Source organism: Ulvibacter sp. MAR_2010_11, from assembly GCF_002813135.1.
Classification (GTDB): domain Bacteria; phylum Bacteroidota; class Bacteroidia; order Flavobacteriales; family Flavobacteriaceae; genus Altibacter.
The window spans coordinates 2,428,411-2,446,036 of record NZ_PHTY01000001.1; the positions used below are offsets into that span (position 1 = coordinate 2,428,411).

18 protein-coding genes are annotated in these 17,626 nt (G+C 36.2%); 10 read left to right on the plus strand and 8 right to left on the minus strand.

The window, feature by feature from the left end:
- Positions 1-12: 12 nt before the first annotated feature.
- The 3 genes from ATE92_RS11145 to ATE92_RS11155 all read right to left on the minus strand — a co-directional run bounded on the left by ATE92_RS11145 (position 13) and on the right by ATE92_RS11155 (position 2,116).
- Positions 13-1,176, minus strand: coding sequence for a hypothetical protein (locus tag ATE92_RS11145; RefSeq protein ID WP_100803789.1), 1,164 nt, complete (start codon positions 1,174-1,176; stop codon positions 13-15).
- A 77-nt stretch (positions 1,177-1,253) separates the two neighbouring features.
- Positions 1,254-1,670 (minus strand): RDD family protein, encoded by a 417-nt coding sequence (locus tag ATE92_RS11150; protein WP_100803790.1) that lies wholly within the window; start codon positions 1,668-1,670, stop codon positions 1,254-1,256.
- Between the two features lie 2 nt (positions 1,671-1,672).
- Entirely contained in the window at positions 1,673-2,116 is a 444-nt protein-coding gene (locus ATE92_RS11155; RefSeq protein ID WP_100803791.1) for a hypothetical protein, read from the minus strand.
- A 799-nt stretch (positions 2,117-2,915) separates the two neighbouring features.
- Between ATE92_RS11155 and ATE92_RS11160 the strand changes: the two genes are divergently transcribed.
- Entirely contained in the window at positions 2,916-4,667 is a 1,752-nt protein-coding gene (locus ATE92_RS11160) for an AraC family transcriptional regulator (RefSeq protein ID WP_100803792.1), read from the plus strand.
- On the opposite strand, the gene ATE92_RS11165 is transcribed toward ATE92_RS11160, so the two are convergent.
- The 5 genes from ATE92_RS11165 to ATE92_RS11185 all read right to left on the minus strand — a co-directional run bounded on the left by ATE92_RS11165 (position 4,664) and on the right by ATE92_RS11185 (position 9,156).
- Positions 4,664-5,041, minus strand: coding sequence for a DUF4258 domain-containing protein (locus ATE92_RS11165; protein ID WP_100803793.1), 378 nt, complete (start codon positions 5,039-5,041; stop codon positions 4,664-4,666). The genes ATE92_RS11160 and ATE92_RS11165 overlap by 4 nt on opposite strands.
- 7 nt (positions 5,042-5,048) lie before the next feature.
- Positions 5,049-6,242: an alanine dehydrogenase gene (locus tag ATE92_RS11170; protein ID WP_100803794.1), complete on the minus strand. Its 1,194-nt coding sequence runs from the start codon at positions 6,240-6,242 to the stop codon at positions 5,049-5,051.
- Between the two features lie 60 nt (positions 6,243-6,302).
- Entirely contained in the window at positions 6,303-6,836 is a 534-nt protein-coding gene (locus ATE92_RS11175) for a hypothetical protein (protein ID WP_100803795.1), read from the minus strand.
- A 262-nt stretch (positions 6,837-7,098) separates the two neighbouring features.
- Positions 7,099-7,512 carry a tRNA (adenosine(37)-N6)-threonylcarbamoyltransferase complex ATPase subunit type 1 TsaE gene (gene tsaE, locus ATE92_RS11180; RefSeq protein WP_100803796.1) on the minus strand — a complete coding sequence of 138 codons (414 nt, stop codon included), beginning with the start codon at positions 7,510-7,512 and terminating at the stop codon, positions 7,099-7,101.
- Positions 7,513-7,605: 93 nt separating this feature from the next.
- The gene (locus ATE92_RS11185) at positions 7,606-9,156 is read right to left on the minus strand and encodes a bifunctional response regulator/alkaline phosphatase family protein (RefSeq protein ID WP_100803797.1); all 1,551 of its coding nucleotides are present in this window, start codon (positions 9,154-9,156) and stop codon (positions 7,606-7,608) included.
- A 118-nt stretch (positions 9,157-9,274) separates the two neighbouring features.
- Between ATE92_RS11185 and ATE92_RS11190 the strand changes: the two genes are divergently transcribed.
- From ATE92_RS11190 to sucD, 9 genes are all read left to right on the plus strand, one after another.
- Complete coding sequence (locus tag ATE92_RS11190; protein ID WP_100803798.1) at positions 9,275-10,504, plus strand: HD domain-containing protein; 1,230 nt, start codon at positions 9,275-9,277, stop codon at positions 10,502-10,504.
- Positions 10,505-10,623: 119 nt separating this feature from the next.
- Positions 10,624-11,649, plus strand: coding sequence for a UDP-3-O-(3-hydroxymyristoyl)glucosamine N-acyltransferase (lpxD, locus tag ATE92_RS11195; protein WP_100803799.1), 1,026 nt, complete (start codon positions 10,624-10,626; stop codon positions 11,647-11,649).
- Entirely contained in the window at positions 11,642-13,048 is a 1,407-nt protein-coding gene (locus tag ATE92_RS11200) for a bifunctional UDP-3-O-[3-hydroxymyristoyl] N-acetylglucosamine deacetylase/3-hydroxyacyl-ACP dehydratase (protein ID WP_100803800.1), read from the plus strand. The genes lpxD and ATE92_RS11200 overlap by 8 nt, the downstream gene beginning before the upstream one ends.
- Before the next feature lie 57 nt (positions 13,049-13,105).
- Positions 13,106-13,891, plus strand: coding sequence for an acyl-ACP--UDP-N-acetylglucosamine O-acyltransferase (gene lpxA / locus ATE92_RS11205; RefSeq protein WP_100803801.1), 786 nt, complete (start codon positions 13,106-13,108; stop codon positions 13,889-13,891).
- A gap of 22 nt (positions 13,892-13,913) precedes the next feature.
- Entirely contained in the window at positions 13,914-14,480 is a 567-nt protein-coding gene (gene efp / locus ATE92_RS11210; RefSeq protein ID WP_100803802.1) for an elongation factor P, read from the plus strand.
- A 10-nt stretch (positions 14,481-14,490) separates the two neighbouring features.
- Positions 14,491-15,255, plus strand: coding sequence for a class I SAM-dependent methyltransferase (locus ATE92_RS11215; RefSeq protein ID WP_100803803.1), 765 nt, complete (start codon positions 14,491-14,493; stop codon positions 15,253-15,255).
- Between the two features lie 9 nt (positions 15,256-15,264).
- Entirely contained in the window at positions 15,265-16,203 is a 939-nt protein-coding gene (locus ATE92_RS11220) for a UDP-3-O-(3-hydroxymyristoyl)glucosamine N-acyltransferase (RefSeq protein ID WP_100803804.1), read from the plus strand.
- Positions 16,200-16,613 carry a nuclear transport factor 2 family protein gene (locus tag ATE92_RS11225; RefSeq protein ID WP_100803805.1) on the plus strand — a complete coding sequence of 138 codons (414 nt, stop codon included), beginning with the start codon at positions 16,200-16,202 and terminating at the stop codon, positions 16,611-16,613. The genes ATE92_RS11220 and ATE92_RS11225 overlap by 4 nt, the downstream gene beginning before the upstream one ends.
- Positions 16,614-16,718: 105 nt before the next feature.
- Positions 16,719-17,591, plus strand: a complete 873-nt coding sequence (gene sucD / locus ATE92_RS11230; RefSeq protein ID WP_100803806.1) for a succinate--CoA ligase subunit alpha — start codon at positions 16,719-16,721, stop codon at positions 17,589-17,591.
- Positions 17,592-17,626: the final 35 nt, after the last annotated feature.

Here is a 17,626-nt window from a genome sequence, read left to right on the forward strand (position 1 = left end):
TATTTTTTTGGCCTAGTCGTATTCGTTGATCCCATAGAGCACTTCTTTTAGTTTGCTGCCGTTGATTTCGATGGGTTTATAGGCTGTTTTAAATTTTTCGACGGCAATAATGATGCTTTCTTTTAATTTTTGATATTCTACCGGTATTTTATCTGAACATCGTTGTTCATTTTCATAGCCGTTTAACATAATCCCAAATTTTTCGTAATAGATTTCTCCTTGATTGATAAACGCATTATACCGTGCAATAAATTGTAATAACCTATCAATTGAAAATTCTAAATCAATTAGCATTGATTTTACATTTCCGGATTTTGAACTGTCATTTTTGATCACCTGCAATTCGTCCAGGTATTTATTTAAGAGCACTCCAATTTCAGCCCAGTCGTCGGTATTTCTACAAATATCCAATGAATTAGTGTATAGTATGGGCTTGGTATAATCGATAAAAAGCTGCTCCAATTCTTCCCGAATATTATCATTGCTTTTTTGCAGAAAAATAGTTTCAAAATAAATTATATTTAAATCGTTATGCATTTGCAGCGTAAAGTCAAGAATGCACTCCACATCAGATAAACTCTTCTCAGTTGAAATTTGCTTATTGTTATTCGTGAAGAGTGAAATAAAAGTATGGATCACAGATGCGTAAATATTTTCTTCTAGTATTGAGGATAAGTCGAAGCCAAAGCTTTTCTTTTTTTTTGATTTGAATTGATCCATCACATTGGTAAACTCCGGATAAAAGTGTGGGTTGGAAATCTTATTTACATCGTTTATTGTGTTTACTGAACTGAAATGATGATCCAATGACAAGGTTTTTTCGTATAGAATCTTGATGATTTCCAGGCCTTTTAAATATCTAATCTTGTTAATCTCCAAAAGTTCATTTTTGGAAATTCGAATCAGATCATCTTTTAATGAATCCTTTTTAATAAGCAGCTCGACCTGTTGTTTGAGGGATTTATTTTGCTGAAGTTGTGAGTTGATAATGCTAATATTTTGGTGGATAATATTCTTGTAATATGTATAGCGAGATTGAATAGTAGTAACCCGAAAAACTAATTCGTTCAGATGCTGTTCTAGGGTTGGATTGCTCTTAAGGTCTTTTGATGCACTTGCTGAATTAACGTTGCATAGTAATAGAAGCAAAATTAGAAGTGGGAAGCAACGTGTCATAGCTATTTATTAAAAGATATTTGAAGGAACATTAACCCATGTAATCTGTTGGATGTTAATAAATATGTAAATCGGAATTAATCCTGTTTTATCACAGTTGTCTTGGCGTAGTGATCGTGGATTGTAAAGTCTTTTTTAACGAAAAAAAGAATTAGCGAAATAGGGGCTATTACAATGGAAATTAATTTTAACAGCGATCTTTTGAAGAGTGTAGATTTGGTAATTCTTTCACCTGAGATAGCCTTGAGGTCAAGATTTAACAGAATTTTACCAAGTGTTTTTCCATTTAATATGGCGTCAAAAATGATAAAATATAGGAAGTAGAAGATTAAAATGGATGAATATCGAATCTTGAAATTTCTTTCAAATACTTCTACTTCCTTTACTTCAAACAAATCAGGCAGTAAAAAATTTTCAAAAAGGGTACAAATAAAACTCACAATTAGAACATCTATTATAAAAGCTATAATTCGATTTGTTTGAATGGTGCTCATGACTATCTCGTTTTGGTGATTTCATAAGTTAAGTTGGTAATTTCGTTGTCGTTATTCAGATTGTAATAACCCTCTAAAATACGAATTGTAAAATTTCCAACTTGTAGCGAGGAAGAATTTTTTACATAAACTCTGTTGCTGCTTCTGTTTTCTATTTCGGAACCTCCGGTTACATTTGGGATACAAACACCTTGTACACAACACAAAAGCACTGTTGTTTCAATTGAAAATATTTCTACATCTATAGTTACTGTAAATTCTCTACAACCCTCCCATGGAAATCCACCGCCTCGGGTATTTCCGTTTGTAATATCTTTAAGATCATTTGCATGAATAATGGTATATTCAGAATTTGAACTTACAACCTGTGCACTGGATTGTGCATTTAGTGTAACAAAACTTAATATGAAGCCTATACACAATGCTAAGGAAATATAATTTTTCATAATCTAATTATTTAGATAAAATGCCTACTCGTTCGCTTTTTGGCTTTCGCGGCTTATTTTATGTGCCATTAGCAGACACATGGTGAAATAAACTCAATGTGTTTTATCTAAAAATTTGTATCTTTAATATGATAAACTTAAAGTTTATTTCGTTTTTCAAGAAACGGTGAGAGCTTCTACCTGGTAGAGGCTTTCTCTTTTTAAATTAATTTTTCTATGTCACGATTATTGGATTTAGTTTTACCCTTCAAAGGTTTTTATTATTCTCGTAAAATGCAAGAAGGTAAAGTCTGGATTCGCGAATTGGATATCGTGTTTCAAGAAATTAAGGGCTGATTGCCAGCTTTTTAAGAAGTAAAAATTGAGAGTTGTATAAAGGTTATGGTAGAATACATTTAAAATGAGAAATGGAAAGGTGAGAATAAAGTGTCCTTTGAAATTTCTGAAGCGAAAAGAGAACACCAATTTTTGAAGTACCATATATGGACAGATAATAAAAATCAACTAAGAGGCTTTTGCTTAATGAACTCCCCAGTTTATATTTACAAAAGCCCTTAGCTGCTTTGAAAATTATTTCTGCATTCAAATTTTCGCCATTTTTAACAGATTAGCAAATCATCTCTCTTGTGATTCTTGAATATGCAGTCGTCATTCTTGAATTACGATGATAGCATCACGATTTATTGCACTGATGATCAATACATTATGCTTTTTTTTCTTGAAGTTTATAGAATGAAATGTAAAATCCGGAATCAAACTGTATTTTTTAATAACTTTAAGAAAAAGCATTCTGCTTAGTATGAAATCTCTTCGACGGACCATATTAGTGACTTTACTAGTCTTCTTTTCAACAGCCAATGCGCAGGAATTTAGTACTGATCATTTACAATTAATGGAAGATGAGGAATTATTGAGTTTGTTTAATGAAGTTGGGCAGGATTCCATAAAGCAGGAAAAAATCGCTCGAGTTTATTTGAAGAGAGCGCAAAAAGAAAATGACACCATTAAAATGGCCAGGGGCTATGACCGTCTGGCAAGAATTTTTCACCCTGAAAAAAATATTCAATTTGCAGATAGTGTAATAGCATTAACAAAGGATATAGATAATATTACCTATCCTGCTTTGGGGTATATGCTAAAAGCTAATCAATACTATATAAATGGAAATGTTGTAAAATCTACAGAAGAATATTTTATTGCATATGATTTTGCACTAAGAAGAGAAAATATTCAACAACAAGTTATAATTCTTGATATTCTAATTTTTGGGAAAGGAAATTGGGGCAGTAAAAAGGATGCATTGGTTTTACAAAAAAAACGGCATTCAATGATTAATGATTTAGATTATATAAAAGAAATAGAGAAAGCAACTAGAACTGGGGCCAAAATAGACATTAAACAGTTGTTAATTAACGATAAAATATCATCTTATGAAAATTTTGTTTTTTGTTACTTAAATTTAAAAAAAGCAGACTCAGCATTTATTTACTTGGATAGTGCAATTATTGAGGTGAATAAATATGATTGGATTGGAAAGGATGTGCATAAGAGTTGGCTAGCACAGGCATCTTCAGAATTAAATTTCCAGAAAGGGGAGTATGAGTTGTCATATGATCAGGCAAATAAATTATTGGATGATAACATGGTGTTTGGAAATAATTCGAGAATGAATTTATATTTACTAAAAGGCCTTTCGTTATTGGAGTTAAACAAATATTTGGAGGGAATCACATCTTTAAAAAAAGCAGATTCAATTTATGAAAACTCAAGAATAGCTTTGAATCCATTCAATAGAATTTTATTTGAAAAATTATTAGAATACTCAAGAAATCAAAAAGATTCAAAGCTAATAAAGCATTATCAAGATAAATTACGCCAAGTTGATAGTATTTTTAAAGAGAATTATATATTTTTTGAACCGAATTTTATTAGAAATTTTGAAACTCCAAAGCTGTTAGGAGAAAAAGAAGAATTGATTTCCAGTCTTGAGTTACAGAATAAAAAGTCGAAAAAACTTACCTGGGTTTTCCTTCTTTTATCGGGAATAAGTTTGGGGGGGCTGTTTTATTATTTTAAGCGTCAACTCATATTTAAAAGGCGTTTCGAACAAATTATGGCCTCTAAAAGGGACTTTGTGGTAAAGAAAGATGCGCTTGAACAAAGCAGGAAAAATGAACTTTCTTCTGAATTGATAAAAAACATTTTAAATCAGTTGGATCAATTCGAAGACAGTGCCGGTTTTTTATCCACGGAGATTTCATTAAATGAATTATCAAAATCTTTTGGCACCAACGCCAGATATCTTTCAAAGATTATTAATTTGGAAAAGGAAAAAAATTTCTCACAGTATATAAATGATTTACGTGTAGAATATGCATTTCATAAATTAGAAGAAAATCGATTATTCAGGAAATACACCATTAAAGCTGTGGCTAATGAATGCGGCTTTAACAGGGCCGAATCCTTTTCAAAAGCATTTTATAAAAAATTTAAAATTTATCCTTCATTTTATCTAAAAACACTGGAAAAAGAAGAAGGCAAAATGAACTAGCGGGAAAAAATCTCAGTTTTTAGAATGGTTGCTTTCTTACTGCAGTTTTCTGCCGTTATCTTAAGCTTTTTATCAGATACAGTTCCAACTATAACATACAGCTTACAGGAATCCAATTTTGTATTGCTTTCTCCAAAAACCACATCTCCCTTTTTAAGTAGTAGAGAGATTGCAGAGGTGTCTAGATTATGAGTAGCTAGGGTTTGCAGGGTGTTTTCAGAAAAAAACCGCTTCTTGATTCTAATATCTTTTAAGGTTCTTGCGTCCATACCATAGTCACAGGAGGTTTTTTTTCCACCTAGAAAGAAAAATAATAAGATAAGTCCAATAGTAAATCCGCCTAAGTAATAGGCAATACGTTGTTTAAGTTTCATTCCGATTTTAAAAAATTAGCAGGTTGACATCACTATACGACATATCGAACCAATCTGCTACAGCCTTGTTGGTTAAAATGCCGCGGTAAAAATACAATCCATTTCTCAAACCATTGTCAAATCGGATTGCATTTTCCAGTCCGCCACATTCGGCAATTTCCAATAAATAGGGGGTAAATATATTACTCAATGAAATTGAGGCGGTTTTGGGATAGCGCGCAGGTATATTGGGAACCCCATAATGAATTACATTATATTTTGTAAAAGTAGGTTTATCATGGGAAGTCATTTCTGTCGTTTCAAAACATCCTCCCATATCCACACTTACGTCGATGATAACAGCACCCTTTTTCATATTCTCTACCATTGTTTTGGTAACAATAATTGGAGAGCGATTGTTGCCTCTTACCGCACCAATAGCAACATCACAACGTCGCAAGGCTTTTATTAAGTTTTTCGGTTGTATTGTTGAAGTATAAAGCGGTCGTCCTACATTACTTTGAAGATTTCGAAGTTTTGTAATAGAACTATCGAATACTTTTACATTTGCTCCTAAACCCAAAGCCGACCTAACTGCAAATTGTCCTACGGTTCCGGCTCCAATTACCACGACTTCCACAGGGGGAACACCACTAATATTGCCAAACAATAAACCGTTGCCTTTCTCGGCATTGACCATCAGTTCTGCAGCAATTAGTACCGATGCTGTTCCTGCTATTTCACTCAACGCTTTTACTGCGGGGTAGCTGTGATCTTCATCTTTGATGAATTCGAACGCCAATGCTGTAATTTTCTTTTTCCCGAGAGCTTCAAAATAATTTTTCTGTTGGGTTTTTAATTGCAAAGCCGAAATTAAAACTGTTTTGGGTTTTATAAGCTCTATCTCGGTAGGAGTAGGGGGCTCTACTTTTAGAATAATAGGGCATCCAAATACTTTTTTGGTGTCTTTTGATATTTGCGCTCCGGCTTCGCTGTATTCATTATCGGTAAAACCGGCTTCATCTCCCGCACCACTCTCAACTAGCACTCTATGGCCGTTGGAGACAATAGCTCCCACGGCATCAGGCGTAAGGCAGATTCTCTTTTCCTGAAAATAAGTTTCTTTGGGAATCCCTATAAATAATTCACCTTTTTGTCTGGCAATTTCTAAGGTTTCTTCCTGAGGAAGCAATTGTGCTTTTGTAAAGGGAGACTTGGCCATGCGAAGATTAGGTTAGTTGTGCCAAGTTACGTATTTATTCTAAATGTTAAGCAACAGGATTTAGCGAAACAAATCTTTGATTTGCTGCCAGGCAGTTTTCTTTAACATTAGTTCTTCTTCAAATGATTTTAAATCATCTTTTCTTAGATTAGAGAATAATTTCGCTCTTACTAAATAGACAGCTGGAACTAAAAACATCATTAAAGGTAAAATGTAGTATAATTCCAATTCGTCTAAATTTCTATTTTGATTGAAAATACCCCATAATTGAAAACTGTACATGGCAATCGGCACCAATATAATCCAGTGCCACCAGTGTTTACATGTGAAAAACCACAAAAGCAAAAGGTATAAGGGTACAACCTTGCCCACTATAAACCAAGCATATGCATTGATAGAATAATAGGAAGTTGTTATTGTAAATAGAGGAGTCTCCCAAACTTGAGAATCGTTTGGGAGACCTTTATAAGAATAAAACACAAATGGTGCAACAGCAATTAAAAGAACTATTAGACCACCTACAAAAAGGTTTTTACTATCCGTTTTGTGGCGCTTGTAGTCCTTTTGTGTCGACTTGTTGTGGTGTTTGTCCATCTTCTACGCTTTCCGGAGTACATGAGATAAATAATCCAGCCCCGAAAATTGCAACGATTAAAAAGTACTTTGTTAATTTCATAATATTTGTTTTGTGAGGTTTATCATACAAACCTAGCACGAAAAAAAACAAGTATTTCAACTAAGTTCTCCGTATCTTTATTAGTTATCTTTTGGACAATAAAATGACACTTAAAAGTACTGCGATTTGGGGCCGAGCAATTAAAAGTTGACTTAGTTTTTTATGAAATTACGTTGCAATTTATTTCATTGGCATCATATTTAAAGTTCTGGTTCCGTTTTGGTTTTTTGTTAGTTTTATTGTTGTCTTTTCCCGTGGCAAAAGGGTTTCCACAATTTGCGGCCACTCTATAAAATTCCAATGCCCCGAGGAAAAATAATCCTCGATTCCAATATCCAAAGCCTCAGTTTCATTTTGTAATCGATAAAAATCGAAATGATACAAAACGTCATCTTCAAGTAAGTGTTCATTCACAATCGAAAATGTTGGACTCTGTAATGTTTCTTTTACACCAAGTTTTTTTGCTAATTCTTTAATTAATGTTGTCTTACCAACACCCATTTCACCATAGAACAGCAAGGTCTTATTCGGAGTATCCGAAAGCACTTTGCCGGCTACTTCCGGTAAATCTTGAAGTGTATAGGTTAATTGCATACTACTTGATTGCGAACAAATATATAATAAATTCCCGATTATTTGCAAAAAATATCGACTATCTGTTGTACTATACGTATATTCCTACAAATATTATTTGGGTTCCAAAACTGCGAACGGGATAACCATTTCTTCCAACGACACCCCACCATGCTGATATGTATTTCGGTAATAACTTACATAATGGTTGTAATTGTTCGGATACGCAAAGAATAAATCACCCTTTGCAAAAATAAATGAGCTACTCATATTAATTGTAGGGAGATGTATGGTTTTAGGTGATTTCGCTGCAAGAACATCCTTGTCTTCATAGGTCAGGCTTTTGCCTGTTTTATACCGGAGATTAAGACTTGTGTTTTTATCGCCTATTACCTTTGAAGGGTTTTTAACATTTATAGTTCCGTGGTCTGTCGTAATTATTAATCGGAAGCCTAATTGAGATGCTTGCTGTATAATCTCCATCAGCGGAGAGTTCTTAAACCAACTTTGGGTTAAGGATCTATACGACTTATCATTAGACGCAAGCTCTTTTATTACTTCCATCTCAGTTTTAGAATGAGAGAGCATGTCCACGAAATTATAAACCACGGCTATCAAATCTTCGTCCTTATGACTTTTAAAGTTCTCCACCAGACGTTTCCCTTGCTTTATGCTCGAAATTTTGTGATAACTCCAATTTAAATTAAGACCTAAGCGCTTTAATTGTGCTTCCAAAAATTTGTCTTCATATAAATTTTTACCACCATCTTCAGTATCATTTAGCCAATAGTCGGGGTGTAATTTTTCCATCTCACTAGGCATTAAACCCGAAAAAATCGCATTTCGTGCATATTGGGTCGCAGTGGGAAGGATGCTGTAGAATAATTCTTCACTTGTTTTTTTGTAAGAATTAGTCAAAAAAGGCTCAAAGGCCTTCCATTGATCGTACCGTAAATTATCAATTACAATAAGTAATGTTCGCTTTTTATCTTTTAACTGGGGAATTACCTTGTCTCTAAACAAGGTATGCGACATTGTAGGGGCTTCATTTTCATTTTCAAACCAACTCGCATAATTTTTATCTATAAATTTACAAAACTGGTTATTGGCTTCGGTTTTCTGAGATTCCAGGATTTCAAACATTCCACTGTCTTCAATGCCTTCTAGTTCCAATTCCCAATAAATTAATTTTTGATATAACTCGGCCCAGCCTTCAAAGGTATTTATCATGGACATGTCCATGGCAATTTTTCGAAATTCCTGCTGATAATTGGAGGTAGTCTTTTCTGAAATTAGCCTGGAGTGATCCAAGTTCTTTTTCAAACTCAATAAAATTTGATGAGGATTTACGGGCTTTATAAGGTAATCGGCTATTTTAGAACCAATTGCTTCCTCCATTATATATTCCTCTTCACTTTTCGTGATCATCACCACCGGTAAGGCCGCTTGCTGTTCTTTTATTTCAGCCAAAGTTTCCAAACCTGTGAGTCCGGGCATATTTTCATCTAAAAAAACAATATCAAAATTCTGATTTTTTATTTCAACCAACGCCTCGGTACCACTTTGGGCAGTCGTTACCTTATAATTCTTATTCTCAAGAAACATAATGTGGGGTTTCAACAAATCAATTTCATCATCTACCCATAGTACTTTAATATCGCTCATATATGTATATTTGTTTATTGTTGTTTATACGAAAAGTGTTTATTTTTCGATATAACCTCAAAATTAATTCCGAAGTGCCTCTTAAAAATCTGTAACACTATTAATTAAAAGTTAAAGTTTGAATTCCAAAAACAAACTCAAGATTATAAACGACCCCATCTATGGTTTTATTACCATACCCAATCCGTTGTTATTTCGCCTGATTGAACATCCGTATTTTCAACGATTACGCAGAATTTCACAAATGGGAATGTCTTATTTGGTCTATCCCGGCGCTCATCATACTCGATTTCATCATGCCTTAGGCGCTATGTTCCTAATGCAAAGAGCGGTTCAAGTACTTCGTTTAAAGGGGGTTGTGATTTCTGATGCAGAGGAGGAAGCCTTGTGCATTGCTATTCTATTGCATGATATTGGTCATGGTCCTTTCTCTCATGCCATGGAGCACAGCATAGTTGAAAAGGTAAGTCATGAGCATATTTCCCTCCTTTTTATGGAAGAATTAAATCGTGAATTTAACAACAGATTAACGTTGGCCATCACCCTTTTTAAAGATGAATACCCCAGAAAATTCTTTCACCAACTTATTTCAGGTCAATTAGATATGGATAGATTGGATTATTTGCGTAGAGATAGTTTCTACACCGGAGTACAAGAAGGGACCGTAAATTCACAACGTCTCATCACGATGCTCAATGTGCATAACGATACATTGGTTGTTGAGGAAAAAGGCATATACTCGGTCGAAAAGTTTATAATTGCCCGCCGATTTATGTACTGGCAGGTCTATTTACATAAAACAGGAATCGTTGCCGAGCAACTTTTAATGAACCTTTTAAAAAGAGCAAAGGAACTCACTCAAAGTGGCCAAACTTTACCGGCAAGTAAAGCGCTTTCTTTTTTTTTAAATAACTCTATAGACAAAGGAAATTTTGAAAAGGAAACTTTGATGGTCTTTTCACAATTAGACGACTACGATATTGTTTCGGCTATGAAGTCCTGGTCCGAATTGGATGATTTTGTGCTTAGCAATCTCTCAGAAATGTTGTTAAACAGAAATTTACTGAAAATTAAAATGAAGGAGGAACCATTTTCTAAAGATCAGATTGCGGAAAGACGCGAATCGTTTCGCGAAAAATATCAACTTACTGTAGAGGAGGCTAACTACTTTGTTTTTGATGGTAAAATTGAAAATTTAGCGTACCGGATGGATAAAGACGCAATTTACCTACTTAAGAAAAATGGAAAATTAGTTGATGTAGCCTCGGCCAGTGACCAATTAAACTTAAAAGCTCTCTCCAAAACTGTGGTGAAATATTATCTGTGTTACCCCAAGCCAAATTACTAAGCCTTTTTTTTCTATTTTTGCATGAATGTAAACGAAACACGAAACGCATTACGCCTTTGTAATTTTAGATGCACAAACTGAACTCGATTGCATTTTGTAAAAGTAATAACTCTTTTTGAATGAAGTTTACAGCGACCCAGATAGCAGGAATCTTACAAGGTGAAGTTGAAGGAAATGGAGATGTTGAAGTATCGAAACTTGCAAAAATTGAAGAAGGTATAGAAGGTAGTCTTACTTTTTTAGCCAACCCTAAATACACACACTATATCTATTCTACTCAAGCGTCAATTACTATAGTCGATAAGGATTTTGTTGTTGAAAGTGCTATTGCTACTACATTAATTCGCGTAGAGAATGCCTACAAAGCATTTTCTCAACTCCTTGAATACTACAATCAGGTGAAAATGAACAAAACAGGTATCGAACAGCCGGTATTTGTTTCAGAAACTGCTTCGTATGGTGAAGGAATTTATATAGGTGCTTTTGCCTATATAGGTGAGAATGTGAAAATTGGCAATAATGTGAAAATTTATCCCAATTCCTATATAGGTGATAATGTAGTTTTAGGTGATAATGTTGTTGTTTTTGCCGGCGCAAAAATTTATTCTGAAAGCAGTATAGGGAACAATTGTGTTATCCACAGCGGAGTAATTCTAGGCGCAGACGGTTTTGGTTTTACACCCAATGAAAAAGGGGAATACACAAAAGTACCACAGACCGGCAACGTTATCTTAGAAGATAATGTAGATATTGGTGCAGGAACAACTATAGACCGCGCTACATTAGGTTCTACAATTATTCGAAAAGGCGTAAAGCTGGATAATCAAATTCAGATTGCACATAATGTAGAAATTGGCGAAAACACTGTAATTGCAGCCCAGACAGGAATTGCCGGTTCTACAAAAATTGGTAAAAACTGCATGATAGGCGGTCAGGTTGGAATAGTTGGTCACATTACGATTGGTGACAATGTTCGAATTCAAGCGCAAAGCGGAATTGGAAGGAATGTAAAAGATAACGAAACATTACAGGGTTCGCCTGCCCTAAATTACGGTGATTACAACAAAAGCTACGTTCACTTTAAAAATCTTCCCAAAATAATAGAGCGGATTAATTCTTTTGAAAAAAATAAAAACAATGACTAATTGTATGGTAAAACAACGCACCATTGAAAAAGAAGTGTCTCTTACCGGTGTTGGATTGCATACGGGAAAAGAGGTGACCATTACGTTTAAACCCGCTCCCGTAAATTACGGCTATGCCTTTGTACGTATTGATCTAGAAGGCAATCCGGTGATTGAAGCCGACGCCAATTATGTGGTAAACACCCAACGCGGGACCAATCTAGAGAAGCTGGGAGTTAAAATTCAAACTTCAGAACATGTTCTGGCCGCTTTGGTAGGCATGGAAGTGGATAATTGCATGATGGAACTAAATGCTTCAGAGCCACCTATAATGGATGGTTCTTCCAAGTTTTTTGTGAAAGCCATACAAAAAGCCGGCATTGTGGAGCAAGATGCAGCTCGTGAAGAATATATTGTAAAGGAAGTTATTTCATATCTCGATGAAGAATCGGGGAGTGAGATTACTGTCATCCCTTCAGATGAATATCAAATTACTACCATGGTCGATTTTGGAACCAAAGTTCTGGGAACCCAAAATGCGTCGTTAAAGCATCTTTCCGAATTTAAAGACGAAATTGCCGATGCGCGGACCTTTAGTTTTTTGCATGAAATTGAAATGTTGCTGGAACACGGACTTATAAAAGGTGGCGATCTTAACAATGCAATTGTGTATGTCGACAAAGAATTGTCTCCAAAAACAATGGAAAAGCTTCGGGAGGCCTTCGGAAAGGATAAGATATCAGTGAAACCAAACGGAATCCTCGACAACCTTACACTGCATTACCCCAACGAAGCCGCAAGACACAAACTGCTGGATGTAGTAGGGGACTTGGCTCTAATTGGAACCCGAATCCGCGGAAAAGTTATCGCCAACAAACCCGGGCATTATGTGAACACACAATTTGCTAAGAAACTTTCGAAATTAATAAAAATTGAAAGTCGGAACAAAATTCCTCATTACGATGTCTCCTTACCACCCGTAAAAGATGTCATTCAAATTATGGAGATGCTGCCACACAGACCTCCATTTTTACTGGTAGATAAAATATTGGAATTGTCCGATTCTCACGTTGTGGGACTGAAAAATGTCACCATGAACGAGCCTTTTTTTGTTGGACATTTTCCGGGGGCACCGGTAATGCCGGGAGTACTTATCGTGGAAGCAATGGCACAAACAGGTGGAATATTGGCGCTAAGTACCGTTCCCGATCCCGAGAATTACCTCACCTTCTTTATGAAGATTAATAATGTGAAGTTTAAACAACAAGTAAATCCGGGAGATACTCTGGTATTTGTATTAGAATTAATCACTCCAATACGCCGTGGAATTGTGCATATGCAAGGAAACGCTTATGCAAACAATAAACTTGTAACAGAGGCCGAATTGATGGCGCAAATTGTAAAAACCAAAAACGTATAATTGAGTTGCTTAAAAAAGAGTGAACTCACTTTGAAAGTATAATAAGATCTCAAGCAAATGAATCAACCCTTAGCATACGTCCACCCGGGCGCGAAAATTGCAAAAAATGTAGTGATAGAGCCATTCACAACCATTCACAATAATGTTATTATTGGAGAAGGTACCTGGATCGGCTCCAACGTGACCATTATGGAAGGTGCCCGTATTGGGAAAAACTGTAATATATTTCCTGGAGCTGTTATATCGGCAATTCCACAGGATTTAAAATTTCAGGATGAAGAAACCACTGCCGAAATTGGCGATAATACAACCATCCGTGAGTATGTTACCGTAAATAGGGGTACAGTAGATCGCGGAAAAACCGTAATTGGGAAAAATTGCCTTATAATGGCCTACTGTCATATTGCACACGATTGTTTTGTAGGTGATAATTGTATTTTTTCTAACAATAGCACCTTGGCAGGACACATTACGGTTGGTGATTATGTTATTCTGGCCGGGATGACAGCAGTTCATCAATTTTGTATGATAGGAAACCACGCCTTTGTAACCGGAGGTTCTTTGGTGCGGAAAGATGTTCCACCTTATGTAAAAGCGGCGAGAGAGCCTTTATCGTATGTGGGAATTAATTCTATTGGCTTACGCCGAAGAGGTTTCAGTCCCGAAAAAATTAGAGAGATTCAGAATATTTTCAGAATACTCTATCAGAAAAATTACAACAATACCCAAGCGGCCGAAATCATTGAAGCCGAAATGGAGGCAACTCCCGAACGCGATGAGATTCTTCAGTTTATAAAAAATTCGAAGCGAGGTATAATGAAAGGTTATTTCAGTTCAAACTAAAACAAATTCAGCATAAAAAATTATGGCAACAAGCTCAGATATTAGAAAAGGATTGTGCATTAAATACAATAATGATATTTATAAAATAATTGAATTTCTACATGTAAAACCAGGAAAAGGACCGGCCTTTGTAAGAACAAAATTGAAAAGTGTGACAAACGGGAAGGTGATAGACAATACCTTTTCGGCCGGACATAAAATTGACGATGTTCGCGTGGAAACACACAAGTTTCAGTATTTGTACAATGAAGGAGAAATGTACCATTTTATGAACACCGAAGACTATTCTCAGATTCGGTTGCTCAAAGAGGCGCTGGATGTCCCCGAATTGATGAAGGAAGGTGAAATTGTAACCGTAATTATTAATACCGAAGACAACGCTCCGCTTTCGGTCGAAATGCCGGCTCATGTAATTCTGGAAGTGGTTTCAACCGAACCCGGTGTAAAGGGAAATACGGCTACCAATGCCACCAAACCTGCAAAAGTAGAAACAGGCGCGGAGGTGAATGTTCCGCTTTTTATCAACGAAGGGGATAAAATTAGAATCGATACCGAAAAAGGACAGTATCAGGAGCGAATAAAAGATTAAGGTTTATTCGATGAAAAAAAGCATTGAAGAAATTGTTAAAACCGAAGCCGAGTACTGGAACGAAAACAAGCTGGACCGACGGAAGATTAAAAAATTAAGAAGGCATGCTTTCTATTATTCCTACAAACGGGAAGCGAAAATTATTAACAACATTGTTGCAACCTTTGAGGGAAAAGAATTGTTGGAAATTGGTTCACACTCATGGATGAGTTGGATTAAAAACAAAACTACTCCCAAGAAGATTACCTGTATTAATATTTCGGAGGTGGAATTGCAAAAAGGGGCTATAAACTCAAAATCGGTCCCCTTCGAAATCGATTTCCACTTGATGGATGCGAACAATCTTACGTTTCCCGACGCTTCATTCGACATAGTGTACGGCGGTGCTATATTGCACCATTTGGATATTGAAAAGTCTGTTAATCATATTCATAGGGTGTTAAAACCTGATGGATATATTCTATTTACGGAGCCTTTAAATATCAACCCTCTCTACAAAATCTACCGAAAATTTAATCCGAAGGAGCGCACCCCGGATGAACATGCATTGGTTTCAAAAGATTTTAAGCTCATCAGGGATAAATTTACATTCGACCACTATTTCTTCGATTTTTTTAGTGTTATCTTTGGCTTTATCGCCTTAAAAATTTACGGAGATAAAAACTATAATAACTGGATTAATAAATTTGGTTATAATTTGGATGTGTTTTTTTCCAAGATACCATTCTTGCATTTTTTGTTTGCCAGAGTGATTATATATGGAAAAAAAAAGTAGCTTTATAACATGAAATTTCCGAAACCACAAACACTGGAGGGTATTGCATCTATCATACATAGTGACTATGTAGGAGCTGCCGATTTTCCTGTTTTAGGCATGAACGAAATACATGTTGTGCAACCGGGAGATATCGTTTTTGTAGATCACCCCAAGTACTATGATAAAGCCTTGCAATCTATGGCGACGGTTGTTTTAATCGACAAGAAAGTAGATTGCCCTCGGGGAAAAGCACTTTTAGTTTCCGACGACCCATTTAGAGACTTTAATAAGTTAACACGTCATTTTAGACCTTTTCAACCTGCCTTTGCTATTATTTCAGAATCTGCAGTTATAGGAGAAAATACCATTATCCAACCCAATGCTTTTATTGGCAATAATGTGAGAATAGGATCTAATTGTGTGATTCATTCCAATGTTTGTGTGTACGATAATACTATTATTGGAAACAATGTAACAATACACGCCGGAACCGTTTTAGGGGCCGATGCCTTTTATTATAAAAACCGCCCCGACAAATTCGATAAGTTATTGAGTGCCGGAAATGTTGTTATTTTCGACAACGTAGATATTGGCGCGCTTTGCACTATCGACAAAGGCGTTACGGCTTCTACCATTATTGGTGAGGGCACTAAATTAGACAATCAAGTACATGTAGGCCATGATACCGTGATTGGTAGTCGCTGTTTAATTGCCTCTCAGGTAGGGATTGCCGGATGTGTGCTAATTGAAGACTTTGTCACTATTTGGGGGCAAGTTGGAATTACCAGCGGAATTACCATTGGTGAAAAGGCCATCATTTCGGCACAAAGCGGCGTGAGTAAATCGTTACCGGGGCATAAATCGTATTTTGGCACACCCGCAGATGAATTCAGAAAGAAATACAAAGAACTGGCTTCCATACGCCTGATTCCCGATATAATAGATAAATTGGATAAAATACAATGAGCAAAAACGCAAAGGAGACGGTACGCAATTTCTACCGTTCCGATATATTGAAAGATGCTTCTGTTCTTCAACAATACATACACCCCGAATTGGTGTTAATTTGGAACAGTAAGGACGGCCTTACCATCATGAATTTCGATGATATAGTTAGTTTTTTTGCTGAAATAAGACGCACTTACCACGATCTTCGAATTGAAGTGAGTCACTTGCTCGCAGACGATAACCACGTTACCATTCGCTATAAATATTATGTTCGTACCATCGAAAATCCCGATGAAGAAATGGGAATTGCCCATTTTATTGCTATTTGGGAGGTAAAAGATGATAAAATGTACCGAGGATATCAGGTAAGTCAGCCGGTTACCGACAAAGACGACACCGCCGAATCGTATCACAGGGTTAAAGTATAAATTCCTTTAGAAACTTCTTCAAAAGAGGTATATTTGCCACCGTTCCTGAAAACTAATCGATTTCAGGAAAATCATATTATTTAAATACAAATTCAATAAGAAAACATGAGTGTTTTAGTTAATAAGGATTCAAAAATAATTGTACAAGGATTTACAGGTAGTGAAGGAACTTTTCACGCCGAACAAATGATTGAGTACGGGACTAATGTGGTTGGTGGAGTTACTCCGGGTAAAGGCGGACAAACCCACCTGGACAGGCCTGTTTTTAATACAGTAGAAGAGGCGGTTGCTAAAACAGGTGCCAATACATCAATAATCTTTGTCCCGCCTGCATTTGCTGCCGATGCCATTATGGAAGCTGCCAATGCCGGAATTAAAGTAATTATAACCATTACAGAAGGAATCCCTGTTGCCGATATGATTAAAGCATCAGATTATCTAAAAGATAAAGATTGCAGATTAATTGGTCCTAACTGCCCGGGTGTGATTACTCCCGGAGAAGCTAAGGTGGGTATTATGCCCGGATTTGTGTTTAAAAAAGGACGTATTGGGATTGTTTCCAAATCGGGGACGCTTACCTATGAGGCTGCAGATCAGGTAGTAAAACAAGGATTGGGAATTACAACAGCTATTGGTATTGGGGGTGATCCTATTATTGGAACTACCACCAAAGAGGCCGTAGAATTGTTGATAAACGACGAAGAAACTGAGGCAGTAGTGATGATTGGTGAAATTGGCGGCCAACTGGAAGCCGATGCCGCTTACTGGTACAAGAACAGCGGAAGCAAGAAGCCAATTGTTGGTTTTATTGCAGGTGAAACTGCTCCGGCCGGTCGTACTATGGGCCACGCAGGTGCTATTGTTGGTGGAAGTGACGATACGGCGCAAGCCAAGAAGAAAATTATGAGAGAATGCGGAATTCACGTGGTGGAATCTCCTGCTGAAATAGGAAAAAAAGTAGCCGAGGTTTTGGGCTAACTAAAAATAAAGGAAATACAAGAAGCCTCCCGGCG